This is a genomic window from Streptomyces polyasparticus, from assembly GCF_014493765.1.
GTDB lineage: Bacteria > Actinomycetota > Actinomycetes > Streptomycetales > Streptomycetaceae > Streptomyces > Streptomyces polyasparticus.
On record NZ_JACTVJ010000004.1, the window covers coordinates 140926 to 162742 of the forward strand.

At 72.8% G+C, this 21817-nt stretch carries 21 protein-coding genes and 2 pseudogenes; 13 read left to right on the plus strand and 10 right to left on the minus strand.

Annotated elements, in window-relative coordinates:
* The first annotated feature begins 225 nt into the window (after window positions 1–225).
* Both H9Y04_RS04960 and H9Y04_RS04965 read left to right on the plus strand, forming a co-directional pair.
* Window positions 226–2058, plus strand: a complete 1833-nt coding sequence (locus tag H9Y04_RS04960; RefSeq protein WP_187812426.1) for a DUF8508 domain-containing protein — start codon at window positions 226–228, stop codon at window positions 2056–2058.
* An 86-nt stretch (window positions 2059–2144) separates the two neighbouring features.
* Entirely contained in the window at window positions 2145–2843 is a 699-nt protein-coding gene (locus H9Y04_RS04965; protein WP_187812427.1) for an antibiotic biosynthesis monooxygenase, read from the plus strand.
* Between the two features lie 121 nt (window positions 2844–2964).
* Here H9Y04_RS04965 and H9Y04_RS04970 read toward each other — a convergent pair whose 3' ends face one another.
* The gene (locus H9Y04_RS04970) at window positions 2965–4230 is read right to left on the minus strand and encodes a tetratricopeptide repeat protein (RefSeq protein ID WP_187812428.1); all 1266 of its coding nucleotides are present in this window, start codon (window positions 4228–4230) and stop codon (window positions 2965–2967) included.
* A gap of 68 nt (window positions 4231–4298) precedes the next feature.
* On the opposite strand from H9Y04_RS04970, the gene H9Y04_RS04975 reads away from it, so the two are divergent.
* The gene (locus H9Y04_RS04975) at window positions 4299–4745 is read left to right on the plus strand and encodes a GNAT family N-acetyltransferase (protein ID WP_187812429.1); all 447 of its coding nucleotides are present in this window, start codon (window positions 4299–4301) and stop codon (window positions 4743–4745) included.
* 57 nt (window positions 4746–4802) lie between these two features.
* Here the strand turns inward: H9Y04_RS04975 and H9Y04_RS04980 are convergent, their stop codons facing one another.
* A complete protein-coding gene (locus H9Y04_RS04980) occupies window positions 4803–5537 on the minus strand; it encodes an SDR family NAD(P)-dependent oxidoreductase (RefSeq protein ID WP_187812430.1) in 735 nt (244 codons plus the stop codon).
* Window positions 5538–5753: 216 nt separating this feature from the next.
* On the opposite strand from H9Y04_RS04980, the gene H9Y04_RS04985 reads away from it, so the two are divergent.
* The 5 genes from H9Y04_RS04985 to dapA all read left to right on the plus strand — a co-directional run bounded on the left by H9Y04_RS04985 (window position 5754) and on the right by dapA (window position 8804).
* On the plus strand, window positions 5754–5906 hold the full coding sequence (locus tag H9Y04_RS04985; RefSeq protein WP_187812431.1) for a hypothetical protein: 153 nt from the start codon (window positions 5754–5756) through the stop codon (window positions 5904–5906).
* The gene (locus tag H9Y04_RS04990; protein WP_187812432.1) at window positions 5903–6556 is read left to right on the plus strand and encodes a hypothetical protein; all 654 of its coding nucleotides are present in this window, start codon (window positions 5903–5905) and stop codon (window positions 6554–6556) included. The genes H9Y04_RS04985 and H9Y04_RS04990 overlap by 4 nt, the downstream gene beginning before the upstream one ends.
* 72 nt (window positions 6557–6628) lie before the next feature.
* Window positions 6629–7039, plus strand: a complete 411-nt coding sequence (locus H9Y04_RS04995; RefSeq protein WP_187813040.1) for a phage holin family protein — start codon at window positions 6629–6631, stop codon at window positions 7037–7039.
* Entirely contained in the window at window positions 7036–7767 is a 732-nt protein-coding gene (locus H9Y04_RS46540) for a DUF3618 domain-containing protein (RefSeq protein ID WP_236070596.1), read from the plus strand. The genes H9Y04_RS04995 and H9Y04_RS46540 overlap by 4 nt, the downstream gene beginning before the upstream one ends.
* A gap of 125 nt (window positions 7768–7892) precedes the next feature.
* Window positions 7893–8804, plus strand: coding sequence for a 4-hydroxy-tetrahydrodipicolinate synthase (dapA, locus tag H9Y04_RS05005; protein WP_187812433.1), 912 nt, complete (start codon window positions 7893–7895; stop codon window positions 8802–8804).
* Here the strand turns inward: dapA and H9Y04_RS05010 are convergent.
* Both H9Y04_RS05010 and H9Y04_RS05015 read right to left on the minus strand, forming a co-directional pair.
* A complete protein-coding gene (locus tag H9Y04_RS05010; protein ID WP_187812434.1) occupies window positions 8801–10030 on the minus strand; it encodes a WD40 repeat domain-containing protein in 1230 nt (409 codons plus the stop codon). The two genes, dapA and H9Y04_RS05010, sit on opposite strands and share 4 nt — an antisense overlap.
* On the minus strand, window positions 10027–10584 hold the full coding sequence (locus tag H9Y04_RS05015) for a SigE family RNA polymerase sigma factor (RefSeq protein WP_187812435.1): 558 nt from the start codon (window positions 10582–10584) through the stop codon (window positions 10027–10029). Before H9Y04_RS05015 ends, H9Y04_RS05010 begins: the two co-directional genes overlap by 4 nt.
* A gap of 166 nt (window positions 10585–10750) precedes the next feature.
* Between H9Y04_RS05015 and H9Y04_RS05020 the strand changes: the two genes are divergently transcribed.
* Window positions 10751–11800 carry an NAD-dependent epimerase/dehydratase family protein gene (locus H9Y04_RS05020; RefSeq protein WP_187812436.1) on the plus strand — a complete coding sequence of 350 codons (1050 nt, stop codon included), beginning with the start codon at window positions 10751–10753 and terminating at the stop codon, window positions 11798–11800.
* Between the two features lie 24 nt (window positions 11801–11824).
* Here H9Y04_RS05020 and H9Y04_RS05025 read toward each other — a convergent pair whose 3' ends face one another.
* Together H9Y04_RS05025 and H9Y04_RS05030 are read right to left on the minus strand one after the other, a co-directional pair.
* Window positions 11825–12943 carry a sensor histidine kinase gene (locus tag H9Y04_RS05025; RefSeq protein ID WP_187812437.1) on the minus strand — a complete coding sequence of 373 codons (1119 nt, stop codon included), beginning with the start codon at window positions 12941–12943 and terminating at the stop codon, window positions 11825–11827.
* Window positions 12936–13754 carry a response regulator transcription factor gene (locus tag H9Y04_RS05030; RefSeq protein ID WP_187812438.1) on the minus strand — a complete coding sequence of 273 codons (819 nt, stop codon included), beginning with the start codon at window positions 13752–13754 and terminating at the stop codon, window positions 12936–12938. Before H9Y04_RS05030 ends, H9Y04_RS05025 begins: the two co-directional genes overlap by 8 nt.
* Window positions 13755–14057: 303 nt before the next feature.
* On the opposite strand from H9Y04_RS05030, the pseudogene H9Y04_RS05035 reads away from it, so the two are divergent.
* The 3 genes and pseudogenes from H9Y04_RS05035 to H9Y04_RS05045 all read left to right on the plus strand — a co-directional run.
* A pseudogene (locus tag H9Y04_RS05035) lies at window positions 14058–14729 on the plus strand (glycosyltransferase family 2 protein); the annotation flags it as partial.
* A 215-nt stretch (window positions 14730–14944) separates the two neighbouring features.
* Window positions 14945–15553: pseudogene (locus H9Y04_RS05040) on the plus strand (TIGR04282 family arsenosugar biosynthesis glycosyltransferase); the annotation flags it as partial.
* Between the two features lie 185 nt (window positions 15554–15738).
* A complete protein-coding gene (locus H9Y04_RS05045) occupies window positions 15739–16422 on the plus strand; it encodes a class I SAM-dependent methyltransferase (RefSeq protein WP_187812439.1) in 684 nt (227 codons plus the stop codon).
* A gap of 243 nt (window positions 16423–16665) precedes the next feature.
* Here H9Y04_RS05045 and H9Y04_RS05050 read toward each other — a convergent pair whose 3' ends face one another.
* A complete protein-coding gene (locus tag H9Y04_RS05050) occupies window positions 16666–17052 on the minus strand; it encodes a hypothetical protein (RefSeq protein WP_236070597.1) in 387 nt (128 codons plus the stop codon).
* Window positions 17052–18155: a molybdopterin-dependent oxidoreductase gene (locus H9Y04_RS05055; RefSeq protein WP_308800903.1), complete on the minus strand. Its 1104-nt coding sequence runs from the start codon at window positions 18153–18155 to the stop codon at window positions 17052–17054. Before H9Y04_RS05055 ends, H9Y04_RS05050 begins: the two co-directional genes overlap by 1 nt.
* A 289-nt stretch (window positions 18156–18444) precedes the next feature.
* On the opposite strand from H9Y04_RS05055, the gene H9Y04_RS05060 reads away from it, so the two are divergent.
* Entirely contained in the window at window positions 18445–20022 is a 1578-nt protein-coding gene (locus H9Y04_RS05060) for a hypothetical protein (protein ID WP_187812442.1), read from the plus strand.
* A 235-nt stretch (window positions 20023–20257) separates the two neighbouring features.
* Here H9Y04_RS05060 and H9Y04_RS46085 read toward each other — a convergent pair whose 3' ends face one another.
* Together H9Y04_RS46085 and dapD are read right to left on the minus strand one after the other, a co-directional pair.
* Window positions 20258–20629, minus strand: a complete 372-nt coding sequence (locus H9Y04_RS46085) for a DUF4190 domain-containing protein (RefSeq protein WP_214660865.1) — start codon at window positions 20627–20629, stop codon at window positions 20258–20260.
* Window positions 20630–20803: 174 nt separating this feature from the next.
* Complete coding sequence (gene dapD, locus H9Y04_RS05070; protein ID WP_187812443.1) at window positions 20804–21793, minus strand: 2,3,4,5-tetrahydropyridine-2,6-dicarboxylate N-succinyltransferase; 990 nt, start codon at window positions 21791–21793, stop codon at window positions 20804–20806.
* Window positions 21794–21817: the final 24 nt, after the last annotated feature.

The following is a 21817-nucleotide window of genomic DNA, read 5'->3' on the forward strand; positions in this document are numbered from 1 at the left end:
GGGCAACGGCGGGCGGCCCCCAGAGTAGACGGATTTCACCCCAGACCGGCCGGTTCATGTACCCGTCAGAAGCCGTACACCCCTGGAGCCTTGACAACTCCCCTGCCCACCCAAGAGATTGACGCGCGTAGATCTCCGCAAGGCCGTAGACACCCGCAAGGTCTACGCGCATAGCGGATCGCGCACCACCTCCAGTCGTCCTATGCCCTCATCCGGAGTGATCTGATGCCTTCTCGCCCCGCCCGCCCGCACCCGCTGCCCAGAACCGCCACCGTCGTCGCCATCGCCCTGGCCGCCGGCCTGCTCACCACGGGCAGCGCGGAGGCCGCCCCGGTCCGTATCCACGACATCCAGGGCACGACCCGGCTGTCGCCGCTGGTGGGCCAGCAGGTCAGCGAGGTCGAGGGCATCGTCACCGGCGTGCGGACCTACGGCTCGCGCGGCTTCTGGATCCAGGACACCGCCCCGGACACCGACGCCGCGACCAGCGAGGGCATCTTCGTCTTCACCAGCTCGGTCCCCACGGTCCAGGCGGGCGACGCGGTACGGGTGTCCGGCACGGTCACCGAGTACGTCCCGGGCGGACTCAACTCCGGCAACCAGTCGCTCACCCAGATATCCAAGCCGACGATCACCGTGGTCTCCTCGGGCAACGCGCTGCCCGAGGCGCAGGTCATCAACGGCTGGCAGGTCCCGTCCCGCTACACCCCCGAGGGTGACCCGGCGGACGGCAACAGCATCAACAAGCTCCCGCTGCACCCGCGTTCGTACGCACTCGACTACTACGAATCCCTCGAGGGCATGAACGTCGCGATCGGCACTTCCCGTGTCGTCGGCGCCACGGACCCGTACAGCGAGCTGTGGGTCACGGTGAAGCCCTGGGAGAACCCGACGAACCGCGGCGGCGCCCGCTACGGCTCGTACACCTCGCAGAACACCGGCCGGATCCAGATCCAGCAGCTGGCCCCGATCTCGCAGAGCCCGTTCCCGAAGGCCGACGTGGGCGACCGCCTCACGGGCCGCACCGAAGGCCCGCTGGACTTCAACCAGTTCGGCGGCTACACGCTGACCGCCCGCACCCTGGGCACCGTCGAGGACCGGAACCTGGAGCGCGAGCGGACCCGCCGCCAGGACCGCGACGAGCTGGCCGTGGCCACGTACAACGTGGAGAACCTGGACCCGAAGGACCCGCAGGAGAAGTTCGACGCGCTCGCGCAGGCGGTCGTCGAGAACCTCGCGAGCCCCGACATCCTTGCCCTGGAGGAGATCCAGGACGACAACGGCGCGACCAACGACGGCACGGTGGCGGCCGGGCAGACCCTCGCCAAGTTCACCGAGGCGATCAAGGCCGCGGGCGGTCCCGCGTACGAGTGGCGCTCGATCGACCCGGAGAACAACAAGGACGGCGGCGAGCCGGGCGGCAACATCCGCCAGGTCTTCCTGTTCAACCCCGAGCGGGTGAGCTTCACGGACCGCGCGGGCGGCGACGCGACGACGGCCACTTCGGTCGTACGGGACAAGGGTCGCGCCGCCCTCACGCTGTCGCCGGGTCGGATCGACCCGGCGAACGCGGCCTGGGAGAACAGCCGCAAGCCGCTCGCGGGCGAGTTCAGCTTCCGCGGCCGGCCGGTCTTCGTGATCGCCAACCACTTCGGCTCCAAGGGCGGCGACGAGTCCCTGACCTCCCACCACCAGCCGCCGGCGCGCTCCTCCGAGGCCAAGCGCCTGGAGCAGGCGAAGTCGGTGAACGCGTTCGTCAAGGACATCCTCAAGGCCCAGCGCACTGCGGACGTCCTGGTCGTCGGCGACATCAACGACTTCGAGTTCTCGGCGACGACCCAGGCGCTCACGGCCGACGGCGCACTGGAGGCCTCGATCACCTCGCTGCCGCGCGCCGAGCGCTACTCGTACGTCTACCAGGGCAACTCGCAGGTCCTCGACCAGATCCTGACCAGCCCCTCCATCGACGACTACTCCTACGACAGCGTGCACATCAACGCCGAGTTCGCCGACCAGAACAGCGACCACGACCCGCAGGTGCTGCGCTTCGAGCCGTAGGTCCCGGACCGCCCTTGACCTCAACCGTGCTTCAACTTTCAGGATGGTGATCGCCGGAGAAACGGCGCTATCGACGGAGGATCGCCATGACCATGCGTATCGACACTGTTCCCGACCTGGACCGCCCGGGCATCGGGGCCGTGCTCGCCAGCACCTGGAACGTGGGCACACCCGAGCGGCAGGACGCGGCGGTCGAGGCGATCACCAGGACGTGGGAGAGCCGGCCCTGGCCCGTGGACGGGCCGGTCTCCTACAGCGTCCTCAAGGGCACGGACGGTTCGTCGCTGCTGCATCTGTCGCAGTGGCGCGAACTGTCCGACTACGACGCCTTCGTGGCCCGGCACCGCACGGAGCGCAACTCCGAGATCGACGACGCGGTGCCGGGCATCGAGCGGGTACGGCTCGACACGTACGAGCTGTACCAGGGTGCAGCGCGGGACCCCGGCCGGGTGCCGGGGGCGGTCGTCACCGTGGAGGTCGACTTCGACGGGCCCGACCCGGCACGGCAACGGGCCTGGATCGACACGGTCTTCGAAGCACTCGGCTCGGATCCCGCCCCGCACCCGGGCGGGCTCTCCGGCCACTTCCACACCAGCTTCGACGGGACGCGGGTCCTCAACTTCGCCCAGTGGGCGAGCGTTCAGGACCACATCGACGCCCTTGCGGCCCCCGGCGACGGGGTCGGCTCCCCCACGCCGGAGTGGGAGCGGGTGCGGAACTTTCCCGGGGTCGTCGGGGGCGAGGTGCGCCGCTGGCTGCCGGCGGTGAGCCTCAGCGCCGGGTGACCGCAGCGCGTGCATGGGCCTCAGCGCCGGGTGACCGCAGCGCGTGCATGGGCCTCAGTGCCGGCTGCCCCCAGCGCGGCGTGAGTCTCGGCGCAGGCCGAGGCTCACCGGCGGCGGCACGTCACAGAAAGCGCGAACCGGGCACGGGACCGGGCGAATCGACCCGGTCCCGGGTCCCGTTGCGCCAGGCGCCCGCGGTCGCCGCGACGAAGGACGTCAGCGCCTCCTCCGGGTCGGCCGGCGCCTCCCCGTCCCCCTCGTCCTCGTACGGGCCGGCGGCGAGGATCTCGGCCGCGAGCTCGTCCACCGGCCGTTCGTCGGCCGGCACCTGCTCCGTCTCGCCCTCCACCACGCGCAGGGTCCGCGCCCACGGCGCGATGTTGACCTGCGCGAGCAGAGTGCTCACATCGGCCGGTACGACGGGCGGGTCGGTCCAGCTCGTCGCGTGCTCGAACAGGATCTGCCCGGGCGTGCGCTCCCCGAGCGCGGACAGCTGCTCCTGATCGCCGTCGTTCAGGTCGTAGGCGACCACGAGCGTGTCCGTGCGCGCGGGGTCGAACTCGACGACGGGCAGCCCGAAGTGGCGCGCGGCCGCCGTGCCGAGAATCCGTGAGGAGCGGTCGGGCAGCAGCGACACGGAGGCCGGCGCGGCCCCTGCCGTCCCCAGCACCGCACCGAGCCGCCGCAGTCCGTGCAGGATCCGGTCGTACGAGTCCTGGGTGTAGGCCCAGCGGCCGGTCATCCCCGCCTCGTAACCCCACGGCGAGCGCGTCAGGAGATACCCGCCGTGCACGGCGAACTGCCAGCCGCGCAGATCCTTCAGGTCACGCGGCGCCGCGGCCGCGGCCCGCTCGGTCATCCGCCGCAGCCGGCCGAGCGGCCACAGCCAGTGCGGGTCCTGGGGCTCCGGCAGCCGGTCCAGCTGGGCGCGGGCCTGGGCGAGATCCCCGGCGAGCAGGGCGTTGTGGGCGAGGAGATAGCGCTGGGGCCAGGGCAGCAGGGTCGCGTCACGCTCGGCGAGCAGCCGGGCGGCCTCCGCGTGCCGGTACTCGTTCTCCAGCGCGGAGACCAGCACGTTGAGCACGATGGGGGTGTCGGGGTCCAGGCGCAGGGCCTCGCGCAGGGCGGGGACGGCGAGGAAGGAGATGCCTCGCTCGACACATCCGTAGCCGAAATCGAAGAGGGCCTGGGCCTGGCCGGGCCGCTCGGTGAGCTTCGTCGCGGCGGCGGCCAGGTCGTCGAAGCCGACCGCTTCGGACAGCTTCCGTACCACCCCGGCGATCTCTCGCAGCTCGGCCGTGTCCACGGCGGAGCGCAACTGCCGTACGGTTGCGGGGATATCACCTTCGTCCAGCAGCTTGCGTGCTTCGTGCAGTGCATCGGTCATGGGAGCCAGGGTCGCGGGGACCGCACGCGCCTCGCAAACGAATTCGAGCCCCGTGCGAGACTCACGCCATGCTCCTGCGCCCCGCCACCCGTGCCGATCTGCCCGCCGTCCTCGCGCTGCTCGCCGACGAGGACCACGTCGTGGATCCCGCCTCCGTCGCGGTCGGTGCGGCGCACGAGCGGGCGTTCGCGGCGATCGAGGAGGATCCGCGCAACGAGATGCTCGTGCTCGTCGACGACACCGGACTCGTCGTGGGCTGTGCGCAGCTCACGTACATCCCGGGACTCGGTCAGGGCGGCCGCGAGCGTGCGCTGGTCGAGGCGGTACGGGTGCGGGCCGACCGGCGGGGCGGCGGCCTCGGCGCGGTGCTGATGGAGCTCGCGGTCGAACGGGCTCGCGCGCGCGGCTGCGGGCTGATGCAGCTCACCAGCAACAGACGCCGGGGCGCCGCGCACCGCTTCTACGAGCGGCTCGGATTCGCCCGCAGCCACGAGGGCTTCAAGCTCGCCCTGTGACCACGGGCTCCCGTCTCACGCACGGCCTTCCGTCTCACGCACGGCCTCCCGTCGCCCTCAGAGCAGATGTCCTCCGCCGTCCACCAGGACCACCTCGCCCGTGATGTACGAGGCGTCGACGAGATCGGTGATCGTCTCGGCGATGTCCTCGGCGGTGCCGACCCGGCCCAGGGGCAGCCGCCCGGCGACCTGACGCATCGCCTCGTCGATGCCTTCCTGGCCCTCGTACCAGGGCGTGGCGATCATGCCGGGAGCGACCGCGTTGACCCGGATGTCCGGGCCGAGCTGCTTGGCGAGCAGCCGCGTCATGTGGTTGAGGGCCGCCTTGCTCACCGCGTACGGGATGGAGCTGCCGTTGGCGTACATCCCGGCCTGGGAGGAGACGTTGACGACGCTGCCGCGGCCGTGCGCACGCAGATGCGGGACCGCGGCCGTGATGGTGCGCCAGACGCCGATCACGTTGACCTCGTGGATCTCGCGCCACACCTCGGGGCTCGCGGCGGCGAAGTCGGCGTGGTCGATGAAGCGGGTCGTACCGGCGTTGTTGACGAGGATGTCCAGGCGTCCGTACGCCGCGACGGCGGCCTCGACCAGACCCTCGGGGTCCTTCGCCACATCCGCCTGGAGGTAGACCGCGTCCGGCAGTTCGGCCGCGAGCGCCTTGCCCGCGTCGACGGACCTGGCCGAGTTGACCACGACCCGGACACCCGCCGCGGCCAGCCGGCGCGCGGTCGCGGCGCCGATCCCCGATGACGAACCGGTGACGAGGGCCACCCTCTGTTCCTTGCTCATGTGCTGCAGTGCCTTCTCTGTTCGGCTCTGCCGCGCCCCGGCCGATCATGCCATCCGGCGGAACGGCCCCGGGCACCGGAGCCCGAAGGGTGAGACGCCCTGGTGCCAACTCGCCCCACTGTGCGCCACTATGACGAGGACTGTCATACGTGAGGGGGTCCGCCCCCGGTATGACCTCGGTAGGACAAGGACTGTCGTCCCTTCTTGGAGGCCGTCATGCTGCTGGGCAAAGCCATCTCCACCGGGTACGCCGAGGAAAAGCCGCTCGTGAACGCCGCGGCCGGCAGCGAGGAACCGGCCGAGGCCGGGTACCGCGCCGAAGAGGCGGCGGCCGAGGCCGACGCCCCGGTCGAGGTACCCGCCGGATGAGCCGGCGGCTCCCCGAGGAACGCCCGACGGAGCCGCCGACCGGTTACAAGATCGCCCACCCGGTGCTGTCCCAGGACGGCACCCGGGCGGGCTTCATCGGTGTCTCCCTCGGCGCCGCGCTCCCGTACGGCGTGCTCGACGAGGCCGCCTGCGTCTACGGGCGCCGCCATCGCGCACCGCACCGCCGCTGCGACTGCGGCTTCCACTGCGTACACGCACGCCAGGACGCCGAGGCCCTGCTCTGCACGGCGGAACACCGCAGGGCCGCGCTGCTCGAAGTGACGGTCCTGGGGGCGTACATCCGCTTCGAGCGCGGATTCCGCTATGCCAGGCAGCGGGTGCGCACGATGTTCTCGGGTCCGTGCGCGTGCGGCGCCCCGGGTGCGGTCCTCGCGGACGCGGGGTGGGGCAGGCCCGGCTGGTGCGCCCTGGAAAGCGTCTGCGCGCGCTGCGCGGGGGCACGCAGATCGCTCGCCCGGGCCACGTTCGCGCGCCTCGCGGGCGAGGGCCTGACGGTGCGGAGCGTGCCGGTCGCGATGGCGGCGGCGTACGACGTGCCCGAACTGGTCGCGGAGGCCGCGCTGTTGCAGGCACGCCTCGACTGGTTCCAGACGCAGCTGGCGCGAATACAGCGCAGGCCCCGGGGATAGAGCACACGCAAGCGGGTACCCGCCGCAGTCCCGACAGTTTGGGAGGCGGGATACGTGAGCGGGCCAGGCAAAGTGCGGCAGCCGGACACGAAAGCCGATGAGCACCCTTCGGTGGGCGAGCTCGTCAGCCGTGCCTCGGAACAGCTCTCCACCCTCGTACGACAGGAACTTCAGCTGGCCCGGACCGAGTTGGCCGAGAAGGGCAAGCAGGCGGGGCGCGGCGGCGGACTGCTCGGCGCGGCCGGCGCGGTCGCGTATGTCGCCTTCATGGTGCTCGCCGCCGCGGCGGTGGCCGCGCTCGCCCTCGAACTGCCCGTCTGGGCCAGTGCGTTGATCGTGAGCGGTGTGCTGTTCCTGACCGCGGGGGCCCTCGCGGCCGCGGGCCGCAAGCGGCTCGGCCGGGCGGCTCCCCCTGTGCCCGAGCAGGCACTCGACAGCGTCCGGGCCGATGTGGCGGAGATCAAGGAGAGGGCGGCGCGATGAGCGAGGAGACGCCCGCGCGGACGAAGGACAGCTCCGCGGGGGCGACGAGGACCGACGACACACAGGCGAGGACCGACGGCACGCAGACCGCACCCGGCGGCGCGCGGGCGACGACCGCCGGCACCCGGGCCGAGCCCGACGGCGCACCGGCGCAGACACCGGAGCAGCTGCGCGCGCAGATCGAGCAGACCCGCAATGAACTGGGCTCCACCGTCGAGGAGTTGGCCGCCAAGGCCGATGTGAAGGGCCGGGCGCAGGAGCGGCTGACCAGGGTACGGACGCGCGTGAAGGAAAGGACGGCACGGATGAAGGACAAGGCTCACGGACTGCAGGACAAGGCGGCCGGCGCGAAGGACAGCACCCGGACCCAGGCGAAGGGGGCGGCCGCCGGGGCAGCGGGCAAAGCGGCCGAGGCCAGGCAGCATGCCGGTGAGCTGAAGGACCAGGCCATGCACCAGGCGGTGGAGCTGAAGGACCAGGCGAAGGCCAGGGCGGCGCAGGCCGGTGAGCGCCTGAAGGGCGCCACGACGCAGGTCCAGGGCCGCGCTTCGCAGACCGCGCACCGCGTACAGGAGAGCACCCCGCAGCCGGTGCTCGACGTGGCCGCCACGGTGGCCAAGACCGGGCGGCGGCACCCGCGGCCGCTGCTCGCCGTCGGGGCAGGCGCCCTGGTGGCAGCCGGCGTGATGCGCCGGCGGCACAACGGCCGCACGAGGCACGGCCGTTGAGCCGAAGTGAGGGAAGGGGCGCGGCCCACCGCACGGGTCGCGCCCCGCACTTCTTAGCATTCCTACGCTCCACCCTGAAGTAGATTTAAGTGGAGCTTCACCGTGGGTGAGCCGACAATTCAGCCATGACGACCTCTGCGACGCCCGCCCCCTTCGGCCGCGCCCTCTGCGCCATGATCACGCCCTTCGACGCCTCCGGCGCCCTCGACCTCGACGGCGCCCGCAAGCTCGCCGCGCATCTCGTCGCCGAGGGCTGCGAAGGGCTCGTGCTCTCCGGCACGACCGGCGAGTCCCCCACCACGTCCGACGAGGAGAAGTCCGCCCTGATCCGGGCCGTGCGCGAGTCCGTCGGCGACCGCGCCACGATCGTCGCGGGCGTGGGCACCGCCGACACCCGGCACACGGTCCACCTGGCCCGCGAGGCCGAACAGGCCGGCGCGGACGGACTGTTGGTGGTCTCCCCGTACTACAGCCGCCCGCCGCAGGACGCGCTCGAAGCCCACTTCCGCGAGATCGCCGACGCCACGGCGCTGCCCGTGATGCTGTACGACATCCCCGGCCGCACCGGCACCAGAATCGAGCCGGAGACCATGATCCGGCTCGCCGGCCACGAGCGGATCGTCGCGGTCAAGGACTGCGCGTACGACGTGCTCGGCAGCTCGAAGGTGATCGCCGCGACCGGTCTTGCGTACTACGCGGGCTGCGAGGAGTGGATCCTGCCGCTGTACGCGGTGGGCGGCGCCGGATTCGTCTCGACGGTCGCCAACGTCGCGCCGGGTCTCCTGCGTTCGGTCGTCGACGCCTACGACGCGGGCGACACCGCACGCGCCACGGCCGCCCACCAGCGCGCGCTCCCCCTCGTCGAGCGCGTGATGGCGGACGGCCTGCCGGGCACGGTCACCGCGAAGGCCCTGCTCAACGAAGCGGGCCTGCCCGCGGGCCCGGTCCGCCCGCCGCTGCGGCCCGCGGACCGGGAGCGGGTCCGCGGGCTGCTGGCTGCGTATGCGGCGGCGGTCGAAGCACCGGTCGGCGGTTAGCGGGTGGCGAAGACGGGGGTCCAGCGGCCGGGGTCGTCCTCGTCGGGCTCCCGGAAGCCGCTCAGCGGCACGGTCCTGTCGCTGCGGACGTCCACGAGGACCAGCCGATTGCGGAACTCGTTCTTGCCCGAGCACTTCTGCGGAGCGCAACTCCAGGCGATGAGACGCTGGTTGTCGGCCCACGCGAGCAGCTGCTGGCCGGGCACCGTGCCGACTTTGCCGCCGGTGGCGGGATCGACGATCTGCGAGGCGATGCCGCCTCCCTCGCCGTCGAACTCGCCGGCCAGCAGCCTGCCGTCGGGAGACAGTCCGGCCTCGGTCCCGCTCGCGTACTTCTCCTTCGCGGGCGGCTCGGTCCTGTCCCCGCCGAGGGTGAACCAGGTACGGTTCTCCCCCGCACCGCCCATCACGAGGTCCACGTAGAGCAGCGTCCCGTCGTGGTTGAAGCGCAGATCCTCGCGCCGGTTGCCGAAGAGGAAGCCCATCTCGTCGCCGCCGGAAGAGTCCCCCCGGCCCTGCGGCAGTTCCCGCAACGGACCCACCGCACCGGACTGTCCGTCCACGAGGAAGAAGCCGATACGGCTGCCGTACCGCTCGGGGTCCTGCGGCTGGTCATCGCTCCGGTCCGGGTTCTTGCCGTACGCCGTCGCCACCAGCCTGCTGCCGTCCGGTGACCACTCGATCCCCGCGACGGGGTGCGCGACATCGATCCACCGCGTCACCTTGCCCGTGGCCAGGTCGAGCAGGCCGATCCGCCGTGCCGGCAGTTCACCTTCGAGCACGGCGGCCGTGCGCATACCCGGGGCGACGGCCACCCAGGCCCAGGGCGTCTTCTCGTAGCGCCCCGTGGTCGGGTTGTACAGATGCCATGTGCGCTGGTGGAGCACGCCCTTTCCGTCCTTGACGGTCTGCGCGGTGTACCAGGCCGCAACCGCCGTACGCCCGGCCGCGATCAGCTCGCGCGGCGGGGACTGGTCGGGGCGGGCGAGCACGTCCTGGGTACGGGTCACACCGGCCTGGCCCGTCGGTGAGCCGCCGAGCGTCAGAGCCGGCACGGTGATCGCCGCGGTGACCACCACGGTCGAGGCGAACGCCACCGCGCACACGGTCCGCTTCCTGCGCCGGGCCCGGGCCGCGACGACACGGCCCGTCAGATCACCGGACGGCGGACCGCTCTCCTGCGCCATGTCGTGGAGCGTCCGGCGCACCAGTTCGTCCAGCTTCACGGTCCTACCTCCACAGCCCTGGGGTGCACGGATTCCTCCACCGCGGGCCCGAGCGCGGCGAGTTCGGGGGCGAGGGTGCGCAGCCGGGCCAGCGACCGGTGCGTGGTCGAGCGCACCGTGCCGACCGAGCAGCCGAGGAGCGCGGCGACCTCGGCTTCCGGCAGATCCTCGAAGTAGCGCAGGACGAGGACGGTGCGCTGGCGTGTGGTCAGCCGGGCGAGCGCGGCGCGCAGCACCACGCGCAGTTCGGCGACGGCGAGCGAGTCCTCGGCCCGCCCGGCCTCCGGCGGTTCGGAGACGCTCACTTCGCGCCGGGGCCACTTGAGCCGCCAGCGCCCGATCTGCTGCCGGTACAGGACCTGCCGGACGTACGCCTCCGGGTCCTCGATCCGTTGCCACCGCCCGAGCGTCTTGATCAGCGCGTTCTGCAGCAGATCCTCGGCCGCGTGCCGGTCGCCGCCGCAGAGCAGCACAGCGGTGCGCAGCAGAGCGGCGGACCGCGTCTCGACGAACGTACGGAAACCGTCCTCGTATCCCTCGCCGCGACCGCTCATCGTCACCTTTTCTTCTGCCGGGCCCCCGGCCCTGACAGGCCCGCTGTCCTGGATGACGCCTGCGGACGCGGTCCGCTATGCCTGTACGGCGCGGGCTTCTTACGAACCCATGACGTGCGCGCTCCGACCGGCCGCGGCCGGCCGGCGTACCCCTATCGTCGGCGCCATGCGCGTACTCGTCACCGGCGGCGCCGGTTTCATCGGATCGCAGATCGTCTCCGCCGCGGCCCGCGCCGGCCACGAGCCCGTGGTCCTCGACGCCCTGCTCCCGACCGCCCATGCGGAGCCGCCCGCAGGACTCCCCGCTTCCTTCGTACGGGCGGACGTCCGCGATCCCGACGCGCTGGCCCATGCCCTGCGCGGTGTCGACGCGGTCTGCCACCAGGCCGCGATGGTCGGCCTCGGCAAGGACTTCGCCGACACTCCCGCGTATGTGTCCTGCAACGACCTGGGCACCGCCGTCCTGCTCTCCGCGATGGCCGCGGCGGGCGTACGGGATCTGGTGCTCGCGTCGTCGATGGTCGTGTACGGCGAGGGGCGCTACACCTGCCCGCGGCACGGGGCGGTCAGGCCCGGGCCGCGCGCCGTGTCCGATCTGGACGAGGGACGCTTCGAGCCGCTCTGCCCTTCCTGCGGGGCCGAGTTGGCGCCCGGCCTGGTCGGCGAGTACGCCCCGCTCGATCCGCGCAACGTGTACGCGGCGACCAAACTCCAGCAGGAGTTCCTCGCCTCGGCCTGGGCGCGCGCCACGGGCGGGCGGGTGATCGCGCTGCGCTACCACAACGTGTACGGGCCGGGGATGCCGCGCGACACCCCGTATGCCGGTGTCGCCTCGTTCTTCCGCTCGGCGCTCGCGGCGGGCCGCGCTCCTCAGGTCTTCGAGGACGGGCGTCAGCGGCGGGACTTCGTGCACGTACGGGACGTGGCCGGTGCGAACGCGGTGGCGCTCGCGGCCGTACGGGAACGGGGCGAGGGCTCCGTGGACGCGTACAACTGCGGCAGCGGCGAGCCGCACACCATCGGCGAGATGGCGGCGGCGCTGGCCGGTGCGCAGGGCGGACCCGAGCCGGTCGTCACGGGTGAGTACCGGCTCGGGGACGTACGGCATGTCACCGCCGACTCCTCGCGGCTGCGGGCCGAGCTCGGGTGGAAGCCGGAGGTCGGATTCGCCGCGGGAATGCGGGAGTTCGCCCGGGCGGGGCTGCGGGACGGCTGAACTGCCCCTGACCCGCAGGGAGCTTCACGAGGCCTGCGCCACCGGAAGCCGCACCTTGAAGCAGCAGCCGCCCGACACGTTGTGCACCTCGGCGCTGCCCCGGTGGGCCTCCACGATGCCCCGCACGATGGCGAGCCCGAGGCCCGCGCCCGCGGGCGGCGTACGGGCGGCGGTACCGCGCCAGCCGGTGTCGAAGACGCGCGGCAGGTCCTCCTCGGGGATGCCGCCGCAGCCGTCGGTGACCGAGAGCACCACCGCACCGTCCTCGGCGCGCTCGGCGGCGACCGCGACCGTGCCGTCCGCGGGGGTCCTGCGGATGGCGTTGACCAGGAGGTTGGCGAGAACCCGGGTCATCTCCTTGCCGTCCACCTCGACCGGCACCTCGTCGACCCGCTCGCCGACCAGCCGTACCCCGTGCTCGCGGGCCAGTGGGTCGGCTCCGGCCAGGGCGTCGCCCACCAGGTCGTAGACCGACATCCGCGTGACCGTCAGCTGGAGCGCCCCCGCGTGGATACGGGAGAGCTCGAAGAGATCGCCGACCATGCCGTTGAGCCGCTCGACCTCGGTGCGGATCTGCTTGAAGTAGCGCTCGGGCTCGGCGGCCATGCCGTCCTCGAGTGCCTCGGCCATCGCCCGCAGTCCGGCCAGCGGGGTGCGCAGATCGTGAGAGATCCAGGCGACGAGTTCACGGCGTGAGGACTCAAGGGCGCGCTCGCGCTCGCGCGAGGCGGCGAGCTTGGCGCTGGTGGCGGCCAATTCGCGGCTCAGGGCGTCCAGTTCGGCGGTGGCCGACGCGCCCGGCGCCGCGAAGCTGCCGCCCTCGCCGAACGAGCGGGCGGCCTGGGCGAGTTCACGGGAGCGGGCCACCACCCAGCGGCCGAGCAGCAGCGCGGTGGCGAACGAGACCACGGCGGCCATCACGATCACCGTCGTGACCACCGACAGGTCGTGCGGCGACAGGAACATCGCCCAGGCCACCGCCAGGGTCCCGGCCAGCATCGCGGTCACGGCCGTGGCGGCGACCACCGTCAGGGAGACGGCGACGGAGCGGTGCCGCAGAAGCCGCAGCGCCGTCGCGCCGAGCACCCCCGCGGCCGCGGCTCCGCAGGCCGCGTACAGGGCGATGAGCAGTGCCTCATGCATCGGGCACCGCCTTCTCGGGGTCATGCTCCTGACCGCCGGGCTCGGGGCGGCCGGTTCCGGTCTCCTCGCGAGCGGCTGCGGACCCCTCGCGGACCTCTTCGAACCGGTAGCCGACGCCCCAGACCGTCTGGATGAGGCGGGGCCGCGCCGGATCGTCCTCGATCTTGCCGCGCAGCCGGCGCACATGGACCGTCACGGTGGACAGATCGCCGAACTCCCAGCCCCACACCTCGTGCATCAGGCGCTCCCGGCTGCAGGCCTCGCCGGGATGCCGCAGGAGGTAGGCGAGGAGGTCGAACTCGCGCAGGGTGAGGGTGAGTTCGCGGCCGTCCTTCGTGGCGCGGCGGCCCGACGGATCGAGCACGATCCCCGCGTACGAGAGCGAGGCGGACTCACCGCGCCGGGGCAGCCGCGCGCGGCGCAGCACGGAGTCGACGCGCAGGACCAGCTCACGGGGGCTGAAGGGTTTGGTGACATAGTCGTCGGCGCCTATCTCCAGGCCCAGGATGCGGTCGTCCTCGTCGCCGCGCGCGGTGAGCATGACGACCGGCACGGGGGCGCGTTCACGCAGTCTGCGGCAGACCTCGAGGCCGTCCATGCCGGGCAGCATCAGATCGAGGACGACCAGGTCGGGCAGCCGCTCGTCCGCGGCGCGCAGCGCCGAGGGCCCGTCGGCGGCACGGTCGACGAGATAGCCTGCGCGGTCGAGATATCCGGCGACTACCTCGGCCACGGTCGGATCGTCGTCCACGACGAGGACCCGGGCCGGCGGTGCGCTCTCGGGCTGTGCGCCCTCACCTTCGCGTTGCATGCCGCAAGCTTCGCACCGGGGCGCCCGCGGTGCGCGGGCCGGGCGCGGGACGGGCCTCGACGTCCGCGTTTCGTAAGATCCCAGGATCCCATTTGCCCCTTTCCGATTCGTACGGTGAGGGGCGTGACGCAATCGACGACGCAATCCCCCGAGGACGCCGAGGGCCCTGAGGGTGTGGACGGCCCCGGCACCGCAGAGGACGCCGAGGGCCCTGAGAGCGTGCACGGCCCCGGCACCGCGGAGGGCGCCGCCGGTACGGACGACGACGCGGCCGCTCCCGCGCCCCTCGCCCTCCGTGCCGACGTGGTCCTTCCCTGTCTCGACGAGGCCGAGGCGCTGCCCTGGGTGCTCGCGCGGATCCCGGCCGGCTGGCGGGCGATCGTGGTGGACAACGGGTCGACGGACGGTTCGGCGGAGCTGGCCCGCTCGCTGGGCGCCCGCGTCGTGCGGGAGCCGCAGCGCGGTTTCGGCGCGGCCTGTCATACCGGACTGCTCGCGGCCGAGGCGGAGTTCGTCTGCTTCTGCGACTGCGACGCCTCACTGGATCCGGGCCTGCTGGTCTCGTTCGTACGCCAAGTCGCCGACGGATCGGCCGACTTGGTGCTCGGCCGCCGCCGTCCGGTCGCACGGGGCGCCTGGCCGGCCCACGCACGCGCGGGCAACCTCGCGCTCTCCCGGATGCTGCGCCGCCGCACCGGTCTGCGCCTGCACGATCTGGGCCCGCTGCGCGCGGCCCGCCGCGCGGACCTGCTCGCCCTCGGTCTCACGGACCGCCGCAGCGGCTATCCGCTGCAGATGGTGGTCCGCGCCTCGGACGCGGGTCTGCGCGTGACGGAACGCGAGGTCCCGTATCTGCCGCGCTCGGGGAAGTCGAAGGTGACGGGCACATGGCGGGGCACCTTTCAGGCGGTGCGGGACATGCGCCGGGTGCTCGCGGAACCCTCACGGGCCGCAGGCGCCGGGCACCCGGGCGGTGAGGCCCGGGCCTCCGACTTCGGCCTCCCCGCGGTCTCGACAGCGCCGAGCGGCTCCGACTCCGGCCTCCCCGCGGTCTCGACAGCGCCGAGCGGCTCCGACTCCGGCCTCCCCGCGGTCTCGACAGCGTCGAGCGGCTCCGATTCCGGCCTCCCCGCGGCCCCCAGCGCGCCGAGCGGCCCGGCGGCCGCCTCCCCGCGGGCGGGTGAGCGGGCGTGACCACACTGCTCGTGATCGCCAAGTCCCCCATCCCCGGCCGCGTCAAGACCCGCCTCATCCCACCGTGCACACCCACTGAGGCCGCCGCGCTCGCACGGGCGGCGCTCAGGGACACGCTGCACACCGCGCTCGCCACCCCGGCTTCGCGCCGGGTCCTGGTGCTCGACGGGGCGCCAGGTCCCTGGCTGCCTGACGGCTTCGAGGTGGTGCCGCAGTGCGCGGGCGGCCTGGACGAGCGGCTGGCCACGGCGTTCGCCTCCTGCTCGGGCCCCACCCTCCTCATCGGCATGGACACCCCGCAGGTGACGCCCGAACTGCTCGCCTGCGTCCGGGACTTGGGGCCGGACGACGCGGCCTTCGGACCGGCCTCGGACGGCGGTTTCTGGGCCCTCGGCCTCGGCCGCCCGGACGGTGCACTGATCCGCGGCGTCCCGATGTCGACAGCGACCACCGGCTCCGTACAGCTGGAGCGGCTGCACACGGCGGGCCTGCGCGTCCGCCTGCTGCCGACGCTGCGGGACGTGGACACGGCGGCGGACGCGGAGGCGGTGGCCTCGGAGGTTCCGGACAGCCGTTTCGCGGCTCAGTGGCGGGTGGTGCGGGCGACGGCGGCCGCACGGGGCGAGGCGACTCCCGCTGTACGTGGCGTCGCGGCCGATCCCGTACGAGGCGACGTAACTCCCGCCGTACAAGGCGACGCAACTCCCGCCGTGCAGGGCGACGCGGCCCATCCCGCACGGGCCGACGCGAGCCATCCCGCTCATGGCGCGACACCCACGGCGATCCCCCGATGAGCGCTCCCGCACAGGCCCCCGACCTCGGCCGGCCCGATGCCGCCTGGCACGACGGCCCGTACGCCGCCGCCCTGCGCACCGGACACGGCCCGCTCTTCCTGCGGCGGGCGGACGGCTGGCTGCTCCCCCTCGACGTGGAGCGCTGGTGCGCCCGCCCCGACCCGGCCGACCACACGGTCCTCGCCCGCTGCGACCGCGGCCCGGTCCTGGACATCGGCTGCGGCCCCGGCCGCCTGGTCGCCGAACTCGCCGCGCTCGGGCGCCCCGCCCTGGGCATCGACGTCAGCCCGGCCGCCGTCTCCCGTACGGTCCTCTCCGGGGGCAGCGCCCTGTGCCGCTCGGTCTTCGATCCCCTTCCGCGCGAAGGGAGTTGGGGTACCGCCCTGCTCATGGACGGCAACATCGGCATCGGCGGCGACCCGGAGACCCTCCTCGGCCGCACGGCCGCCCTGCTCGCCCCCAACGGCACGGTCATCGCCGAAACGGCGCCGGTGGACATCGACGAACGCGTCCAGGTCCACATGACCGACAGCTCGGCCCACGCGACAGGACCGCTGTTCCCCTGGGCACGGGTGGGCCCCCGGGCACTCCGCGGCTACGCCCGGCGCTGCGGCCTCAGCACGACGGCGACCTGGACCTCCCAGGGCCGTACGTTCACCGAACTCACCCGCGGGCGCTGACCGGCGGAGCCCGCACGGCGCTGACCGGCGGAGGCTGCACGGAGCCGACCAGCAGAGCCCGCACGGCGCGCCACGGCCGCACCTCCACGGCGCACCGCAGCCTGGGCCCGCCGCCGCACACCGCACCCGGCCCTCCGCGGCTCAGCGCCGCCGCCTCCCCCACGCACAATCCGGCTCAGCGCCGCCCCCTCCCCCACGCACAATCCGGCTCAGCGCCGCCCCCTCCCCCACGCACAATCCGGCTCAGCGCCGCCCCCTCCCCCGAGCCCACCCGAGCACCCCCGCCCCCACCGCGACCGCACCCAGTGCCGCCATCGCCCACAGCCAGTTGCGCAGATAATCCAGCGGCAGCACCGAGGAGTTGGCGGGCGCGCCCGGGCGCAGCAGCGGCGGCAGGGCGATCATCGTGAGCGCACCCGCGACGATCAGCACGGCGCGTACCACGCCCCGCGCCCGCAGGCCGCCGACGAAGAGGCCGGCCGCAAGGACGAGGGGAGCGATGAGGCCGTCGTGCAGGACAATGGCGCCGGCCAGCCAGACCGCCACGTCCACGGGATCCCGTACACCGAGCAGCAGCCAGACACCGAGCCCCATGCCCGCGACTCCCAGCGCTCCCAGTACCGTTCGCATCACAGCGCCTCCACCTTCGCGACCCACTTGGTCTGCCATACGCCAGGACGGTTCGGCGCGATGACGCGCGCCGGAAAGCCGTGGTCGGGGGAGAGCGGCTCCCCGTTGAGTTCGAGGGCGAGCAGCGTCAGCGGATCCTCGGTGTAACGACGGCCCATCTCCATCACGCGGTAGGCGCCGCCCTCCTGCAAGGACGTCACCCGCACCCGCGAGGAGGCCGGCGCACCCGCCCGCTCGACGAGGTCGCGGACGCGGACGCCTCGCCATCGCGCCGACTTGCTCCAGCCCTCCACACACGCGATGGGCAGCTCGGCCTCGTACTGCGGCAGGGCGCGCAGCTCGGCGAGCGAGAGCCGGTACGGACGCGGGCCGAGCACCTCCAACCGCCAGTCGTCGACGTCCACTTGAGAGGTGCCCGCCGCGGCCGCCGTCCTGTTGACCGGCAGCCCTTGGGGCCCGTGATCGGGATGGCGCGGCGCGAAGAGGTCGAACTTCCGCAGCGGTGTGAACGACTGCCCCACCGTCGTCAGGGTCACCGCGCCGACCGCCGCCGCGACGGCGAGGACGAACGACCGCCGGTCGGCCGCGTCCCCGGTCTCCAGCGTGGCGGGCGCCCGGCGCCGCCAATGCGCCCTGATCTCGGGAAGTTTGACGGCGAGGTGCACGAGCAGCGCCCCCACGAAGAGCCAGGCCACAGCGAAGTGCACCGGCACGAAGGAGAACGGCCACGGGTACCACTGCACCGTGTTGAGCAGCCCGGTGAACAGCTGGAAGACGCCCGCGGCCACAAGCACCGCCACCGACAGCCGCTCCAGCGCGTGCCGCACGCTCCGCAGCGCCGGCCATACGAAAAGGCGCGGGTACACCGTCCACAACTTGGCGAGCAGCAGCGGAATCGCCGCGATCCCGGCGGCGATGTGCAGCCCCTGCGTGAGCCGGTACCCCCAGGAGGGCCGGCTGGGGAGCACATCGACGAGCCGGCCGCCCGGGGTCTGCACGTAATGGCTGATCACCCCGGTCACGAAGCAGACCAGAACGGCGATCCCCAGCCACCGGCCGATCACGGTCGCCGTGCGCTTGTCGTGCAGCCGGCCGCGGAACACGGGCAGCTTGTCGCCGAGCGCGGGCAGCTTGCCCCTGAGCGCGGCCGCCTTCTCCTTGAGCGTGGCCGCCTTCTCCTTGAGCGCGGTCGCCTTGCCCTTGTCCGCGAGGAACCTGCCCTTGAGCCCGGGCGCCTCGCCCTTGCCCTTGCCTGCTGGCACCTTGCTGTGCGAGTCCATGCCGCCATGACACCGCTGCCCGGCCCCCGATGGGGCGCTCAACACCTTACGGTTCCCGGACGCCTGCCCTGCCGCACTCCCCTTCGGACCCCCGCCCTGCGACGGTCGACACGTGATCACCCGCGCTCTGCTTCCGCACGCCCTGCTCGCCGCTCTCGTCACGGTCCTCGCCGCGACGCTCGGCCAGGACACCTACTTCACCTCCCCGGGCACCCTCTCCCTCTGGTACGCGGCGTGCTGGCTGCTCTTCGCCGCCGCGGTGTGGTCCCTGCGCAGGACGCCGGTACGGCAGGCCGCCGGCCTGGTGCTCGCGGGTTCGATCGCCGTCGCGGCCACGGGACTTGTGGGCCCGCCGCGCACCAGCACCGACTCCTACCGGTACGCCTGGGACGGCCGCGTCCAGTCGGCGGGCCTCTCCCCCTACGACCATCCGCCGGCCGCCCCGGCCCTCGGTGCGCTCCGCGACGACTGGCTGTTCGCGAGCGGCCCCGTCTGCGAGCAGAAGGACCGCTCGCGGATCGACCCGGGCACCTGCACCCGTATCAACAGGCCCTGGGTGCACACCATTTACCCGCCGGTCGGCGAGGCCTATTTCCTCGCGGTCGACACCCTCTCCCCCGCCGGCGCCCGCCACAAGCCGCTCCAGATCGGCGGCGCCGCACTCTCCGTCGGCGTGACCGGCCTGCTCCTGGTGACCCTGCGCCGCCGCCCCTGGCAGGCCGCCCTGTGGGCGTGGTGCCCCGCGGTCCCGATCGAGGCGGTGAACAACGCCCATGCGGACGTCCTCGGCGTCCTGCTCACGGTCGCGGGCCTGACCCTGCTCGCACGCAGCCGCACTTCGGGCAGCCACCCACCCGGTAGCCGCGCCCCGGACAGTCATCCACCCGATAGCCGCGCCCCGGACGGCCACCCGGCCCGCAGCCGGCTCACCGGCAGCGCCCTGCTCGGCGCGGCCACGGCGGCGAAGCTCCTTCCGGCGCTCGCGGTGGCCGGAGCGCTGGGCGGAGTCCGCAGAGCGGGCGACGCGCTACGGCTCATCGCGCCCGCCCTGGCCGTCCTCGCCTTGGCGTACCTCCCGTACATCCTGCTCTCGGACCAGTCGGTCCTGGGCTATCTCGGCGGCTACATGAAGGAGGAGGGCTACGACGACACCTCGGCCACCGACCGGTTCGCGCTCCTGAACCTGATCCTCCCGGAGCCCTGGCTGCTGCCGGCCGCCCTCCTCGGCATGCTCCTCGCCTTCGGATACGTCATCGCCCGGGGCGCACCCGAACGCCCATGGCACGGCGCCCTGTTGCTCACCGGCACGGCCTTCCTGCTCCTGACCCCCGGCTACTCCTGGTACGCGCTCCTCCTGATCGCCCTCGCCGCGTTCGAGGGCCGCTGGGAGTGGCTCCTGGTCGCGGTCGCCGGCGCGGCCGACTACGTGACGGACCGCGCGGTACTCGACCACACCCTGTCCGTGAGCACCCTGGCGTACGGCATCGCGGCAGCGGCCGTGACCGGCATCAGCGCGCACCGGGCGCGGCGGCCTCGAGGGTCCGCAGTCCGAGCCCGGTCGGCAAGACGACGGCCCCGCGACCGTCCGTCGCGACGCCCTCCGGTACGACCGGACCGCGCCGCTGCATCGGCGCCAGACGGTGAGAGAGCCGGCTGCGGGACCAGAGCATCCGGTCGGCGAGCTCACTGATCCGGGGAGTGGCCCTGCCCTTCTCCGACGAGCCGGGTCTCCCGGCCGACGGCGTCCACCTCCACCAGCACACCAAGGACGGGAGCGCGACGGCCTCCGCGGCCGACTGCTTCCACTCCGTCCTGCCGAGGCACTGCCCCCACCCGCGGCACCGAGTTGAGGAGTTGTGCACCGGATACGGGAACGGCCCCCGACCGTGTCACCCGGTCAGAGGCCGTTTCACCACTCCTGTACGTCACACCCCGCCAGCAGTCGATCCCATGGCGCCGACGACCATGAGCAACAGGAACAGGGCGTAGCCGGCGCAGCCGAGAATGCCGGTGACCAGACCGGCGGTGGCGAGCCCGTTGCCGCCTTCGCCGTTGAAGCGCATTTCCTTCTTGGCCTTCGTCGAGAAGATGATCGCGAGCGGACCCGTGACGATCCCGACGAACGGAATGACGAGCGCGACGATCCCGAGGACCATCGAGGTGGTCGCGAAGCTGTTCGTCTTCGGCTTGACCGGCGCGTAATAGTGGGGCGCGTACGCGGGCGCGGACTGCGGGGGCAGGTGAGGGGCCGCCTGCACGGTCTCGTGCGGGGCCGCGTGGGGGGCGGAGTTCTCCATGCTTTCGACTTTACGCATTCCCTACCTGCGGACAGGGCGGGCGAAAGTCCCGAATGAACCTGCCCAAAGTCCCTTCCTCCCCGTAGCGCTACGGGGAGGAAGGCAGGAGAAACGCCGAAGCGCCCTCCCGGACCGGAACCAGGTCCAAAAGGGCGCTCGGCGAATGCGCTGTGATCAGTTGTTGCTGTGCAGCACGTCGTTCAGACCGCCCCAGACCGCGTTGTTCGGGCGGGCCTCGACCGCACCCGTGACCGAGTTGCGGCGGAAGAGGATGTTGGACGCGCCCGACAGCTCGCGGGCCTTGACGATCTGGCCGTCGGGCATCGTCACACGCGTGCCGGCCGTGACGTAGAGGCCGGCCTCGACCACGCACTCGTCGCCGAGCGCGATGCCCACGCCCGCCTCGGCGCCGACCAGCGAGCGCCGGCCGATGGCCACGCGCTGCGTGCCGCCGCCCGACAGCGTGCCCATCGTCGACGCACCGCCGCCGATGTCCGAGCCGTCGCCGACGACGACGCCCTGGGAGATACGGCCCTCGACCATCGACGTGCCGAGCGTGCCGGCGTTGAAGTTGACGAAGCCCTCGTGCATCACGGTGGTGCCCGCGGCGAGGTGCGCACCGAGGCGGACCCGGCCGGCGTCGGCGATACGGACGCCCTTCGGGGCCACGTAATCCGTCATGCGCGGGAACTTGTCGACGCCGTGCACGACGAGGTGCAGGCCCTCGGCGCGCGCGTTGAGTCGGACCGTCTCGAGCGCGTCGACGGGGACCGGGCCGAGCGAGGTCCAGGCCACGTTGGCGAGGAGGCCGAAGAGGCCGTCGAGGTTCTGCTCGTTCGGCTTGACCAGCGTGTGGCTGAGCAGGTGGAGGCGGAGGTACGCGTCGTGGGCGTCGAGCGGCTTGTCGTCCAGGGACGCGATGACCGTACGGACGGCGACGATCTCCACGCCCCGGCGGTCGTCCTTGCGGATGGCCTTGGCGGCACCCTCACCGAGCAGCTCGACGGCACGCTCGGCACTCAGCCGCTCCGTACCGGCGGGGCCGGGGGCGTCGCTGAGCTCGGGGGCGGGGAACCAGGTGTCGAGAACGGTGCCGTCGGCGGCCAGCGTGGCCAGGCCTGCGGCTACGGCACCGGTGGTACGGGGAGCAGTGGTGTCGGTCATGCGCAAAACTTAACGGTCCCGCGC

Excerpts from the sequence above, each read along its gene's own strand:
- H9Y04_RS04960 (WP_187812426.1), top strand. The coding sequence starts at position 226 with ATGCCTTCTCGCCCCGCCCGCCCGCACCCGCTGCCCAGAACCGCCACC.
- H9Y04_RS04965 (WP_187812427.1), top strand. The coding sequence starts at position 2,145 with ATGACCATGCGTATCGACACTGTTCCCGACCTGGACCGCCCGGGCATC.
- H9Y04_RS04970 (WP_187812428.1), bottom strand. The coding sequence starts at position 4,230 with ATGACCGATGCACTGCACGAAGCACGCAAGCTGCTGGACGAAGGTGAT.
- H9Y04_RS04975 (WP_187812429.1), top strand. The coding sequence starts at position 4,299 with ATGCTCCTGCGCCCCGCCACCCGTGCCGATCTGCCCGCCGTCCTCGCG.
- H9Y04_RS04980 (WP_187812430.1), bottom strand. The coding sequence starts at position 5,537 with ATGAGCAAGGAACAGAGGGTGGCCCTCGTCACCGGTTCGTCATCGGGG.
- H9Y04_RS04985 (WP_187812431.1), top strand. The coding sequence starts at position 5,754 with ATGCTGCTGGGCAAAGCCATCTCCACCGGGTACGCCGAGGAAAAGCCG.
- H9Y04_RS04990 (WP_187812432.1), top strand. The coding sequence starts at position 5,903 with ATGAGCCGGCGGCTCCCCGAGGAACGCCCGACGGAGCCGCCGACCGGT.
- H9Y04_RS46540 (WP_236070596.1), top strand. The coding sequence starts at position 7,036 with ATGAGCGAGGAGACGCCCGCGCGGACGAAGGACAGCTCCGCGGGGGCG.
- dapA (WP_187812433.1), top strand. The coding sequence starts at position 7,893 with ATGACGACCTCTGCGACGCCCGCCCCCTTCGGCCGCGCCCTCTGCGCC.
- H9Y04_RS05015 (WP_187812435.1), bottom strand. The coding sequence starts at position 10,584 with ATGAGCGGTCGCGGCGAGGGATACGAGGACGGTTTCCGTACGTTCGTC.
- H9Y04_RS05020 (WP_187812436.1), top strand. The coding sequence starts at position 10,751 with ATGCGCGTACTCGTCACCGGCGGCGCCGGTTTCATCGGATCGCAGATC.
- H9Y04_RS05025 (WP_187812437.1), bottom strand. The coding sequence starts at position 12,943 with ATGCATGAGGCACTGCTCATCGCCCTGTACGCGGCCTGCGGAGCCGCG.
- H9Y04_RS05030 (WP_187812438.1), bottom strand. The coding sequence starts at position 13,754 with ATGCAACGCGAAGGTGAGGGCGCACAGCCCGAGAGCGCACCGCCGGCC.
- H9Y04_RS05045 (WP_187812439.1), top strand. The coding sequence starts at position 15,739 with ATGAGCGCTCCCGCACAGGCCCCCGACCTCGGCCGGCCCGATGCCGCC.
- H9Y04_RS05050 (WP_236070597.1), bottom strand. The coding sequence starts at position 17,052 with ATGCGAACGGTACTGGGAGCGCTGGGAGTCGCGGGCATGGGGCTCGGT.
- H9Y04_RS46085 (WP_214660865.1), bottom strand. The coding sequence starts at position 20,629 with ATGGAGAACTCCGCCCCCCACGCGGCCCCGCACGAGACCGTGCAGGCG.
- dapD (WP_187812443.1), bottom strand. The coding sequence starts at position 21,793 with ATGACCGACACCACTGCTCCCCGTACCACCGGTGCCGTAGCCGCAGGC.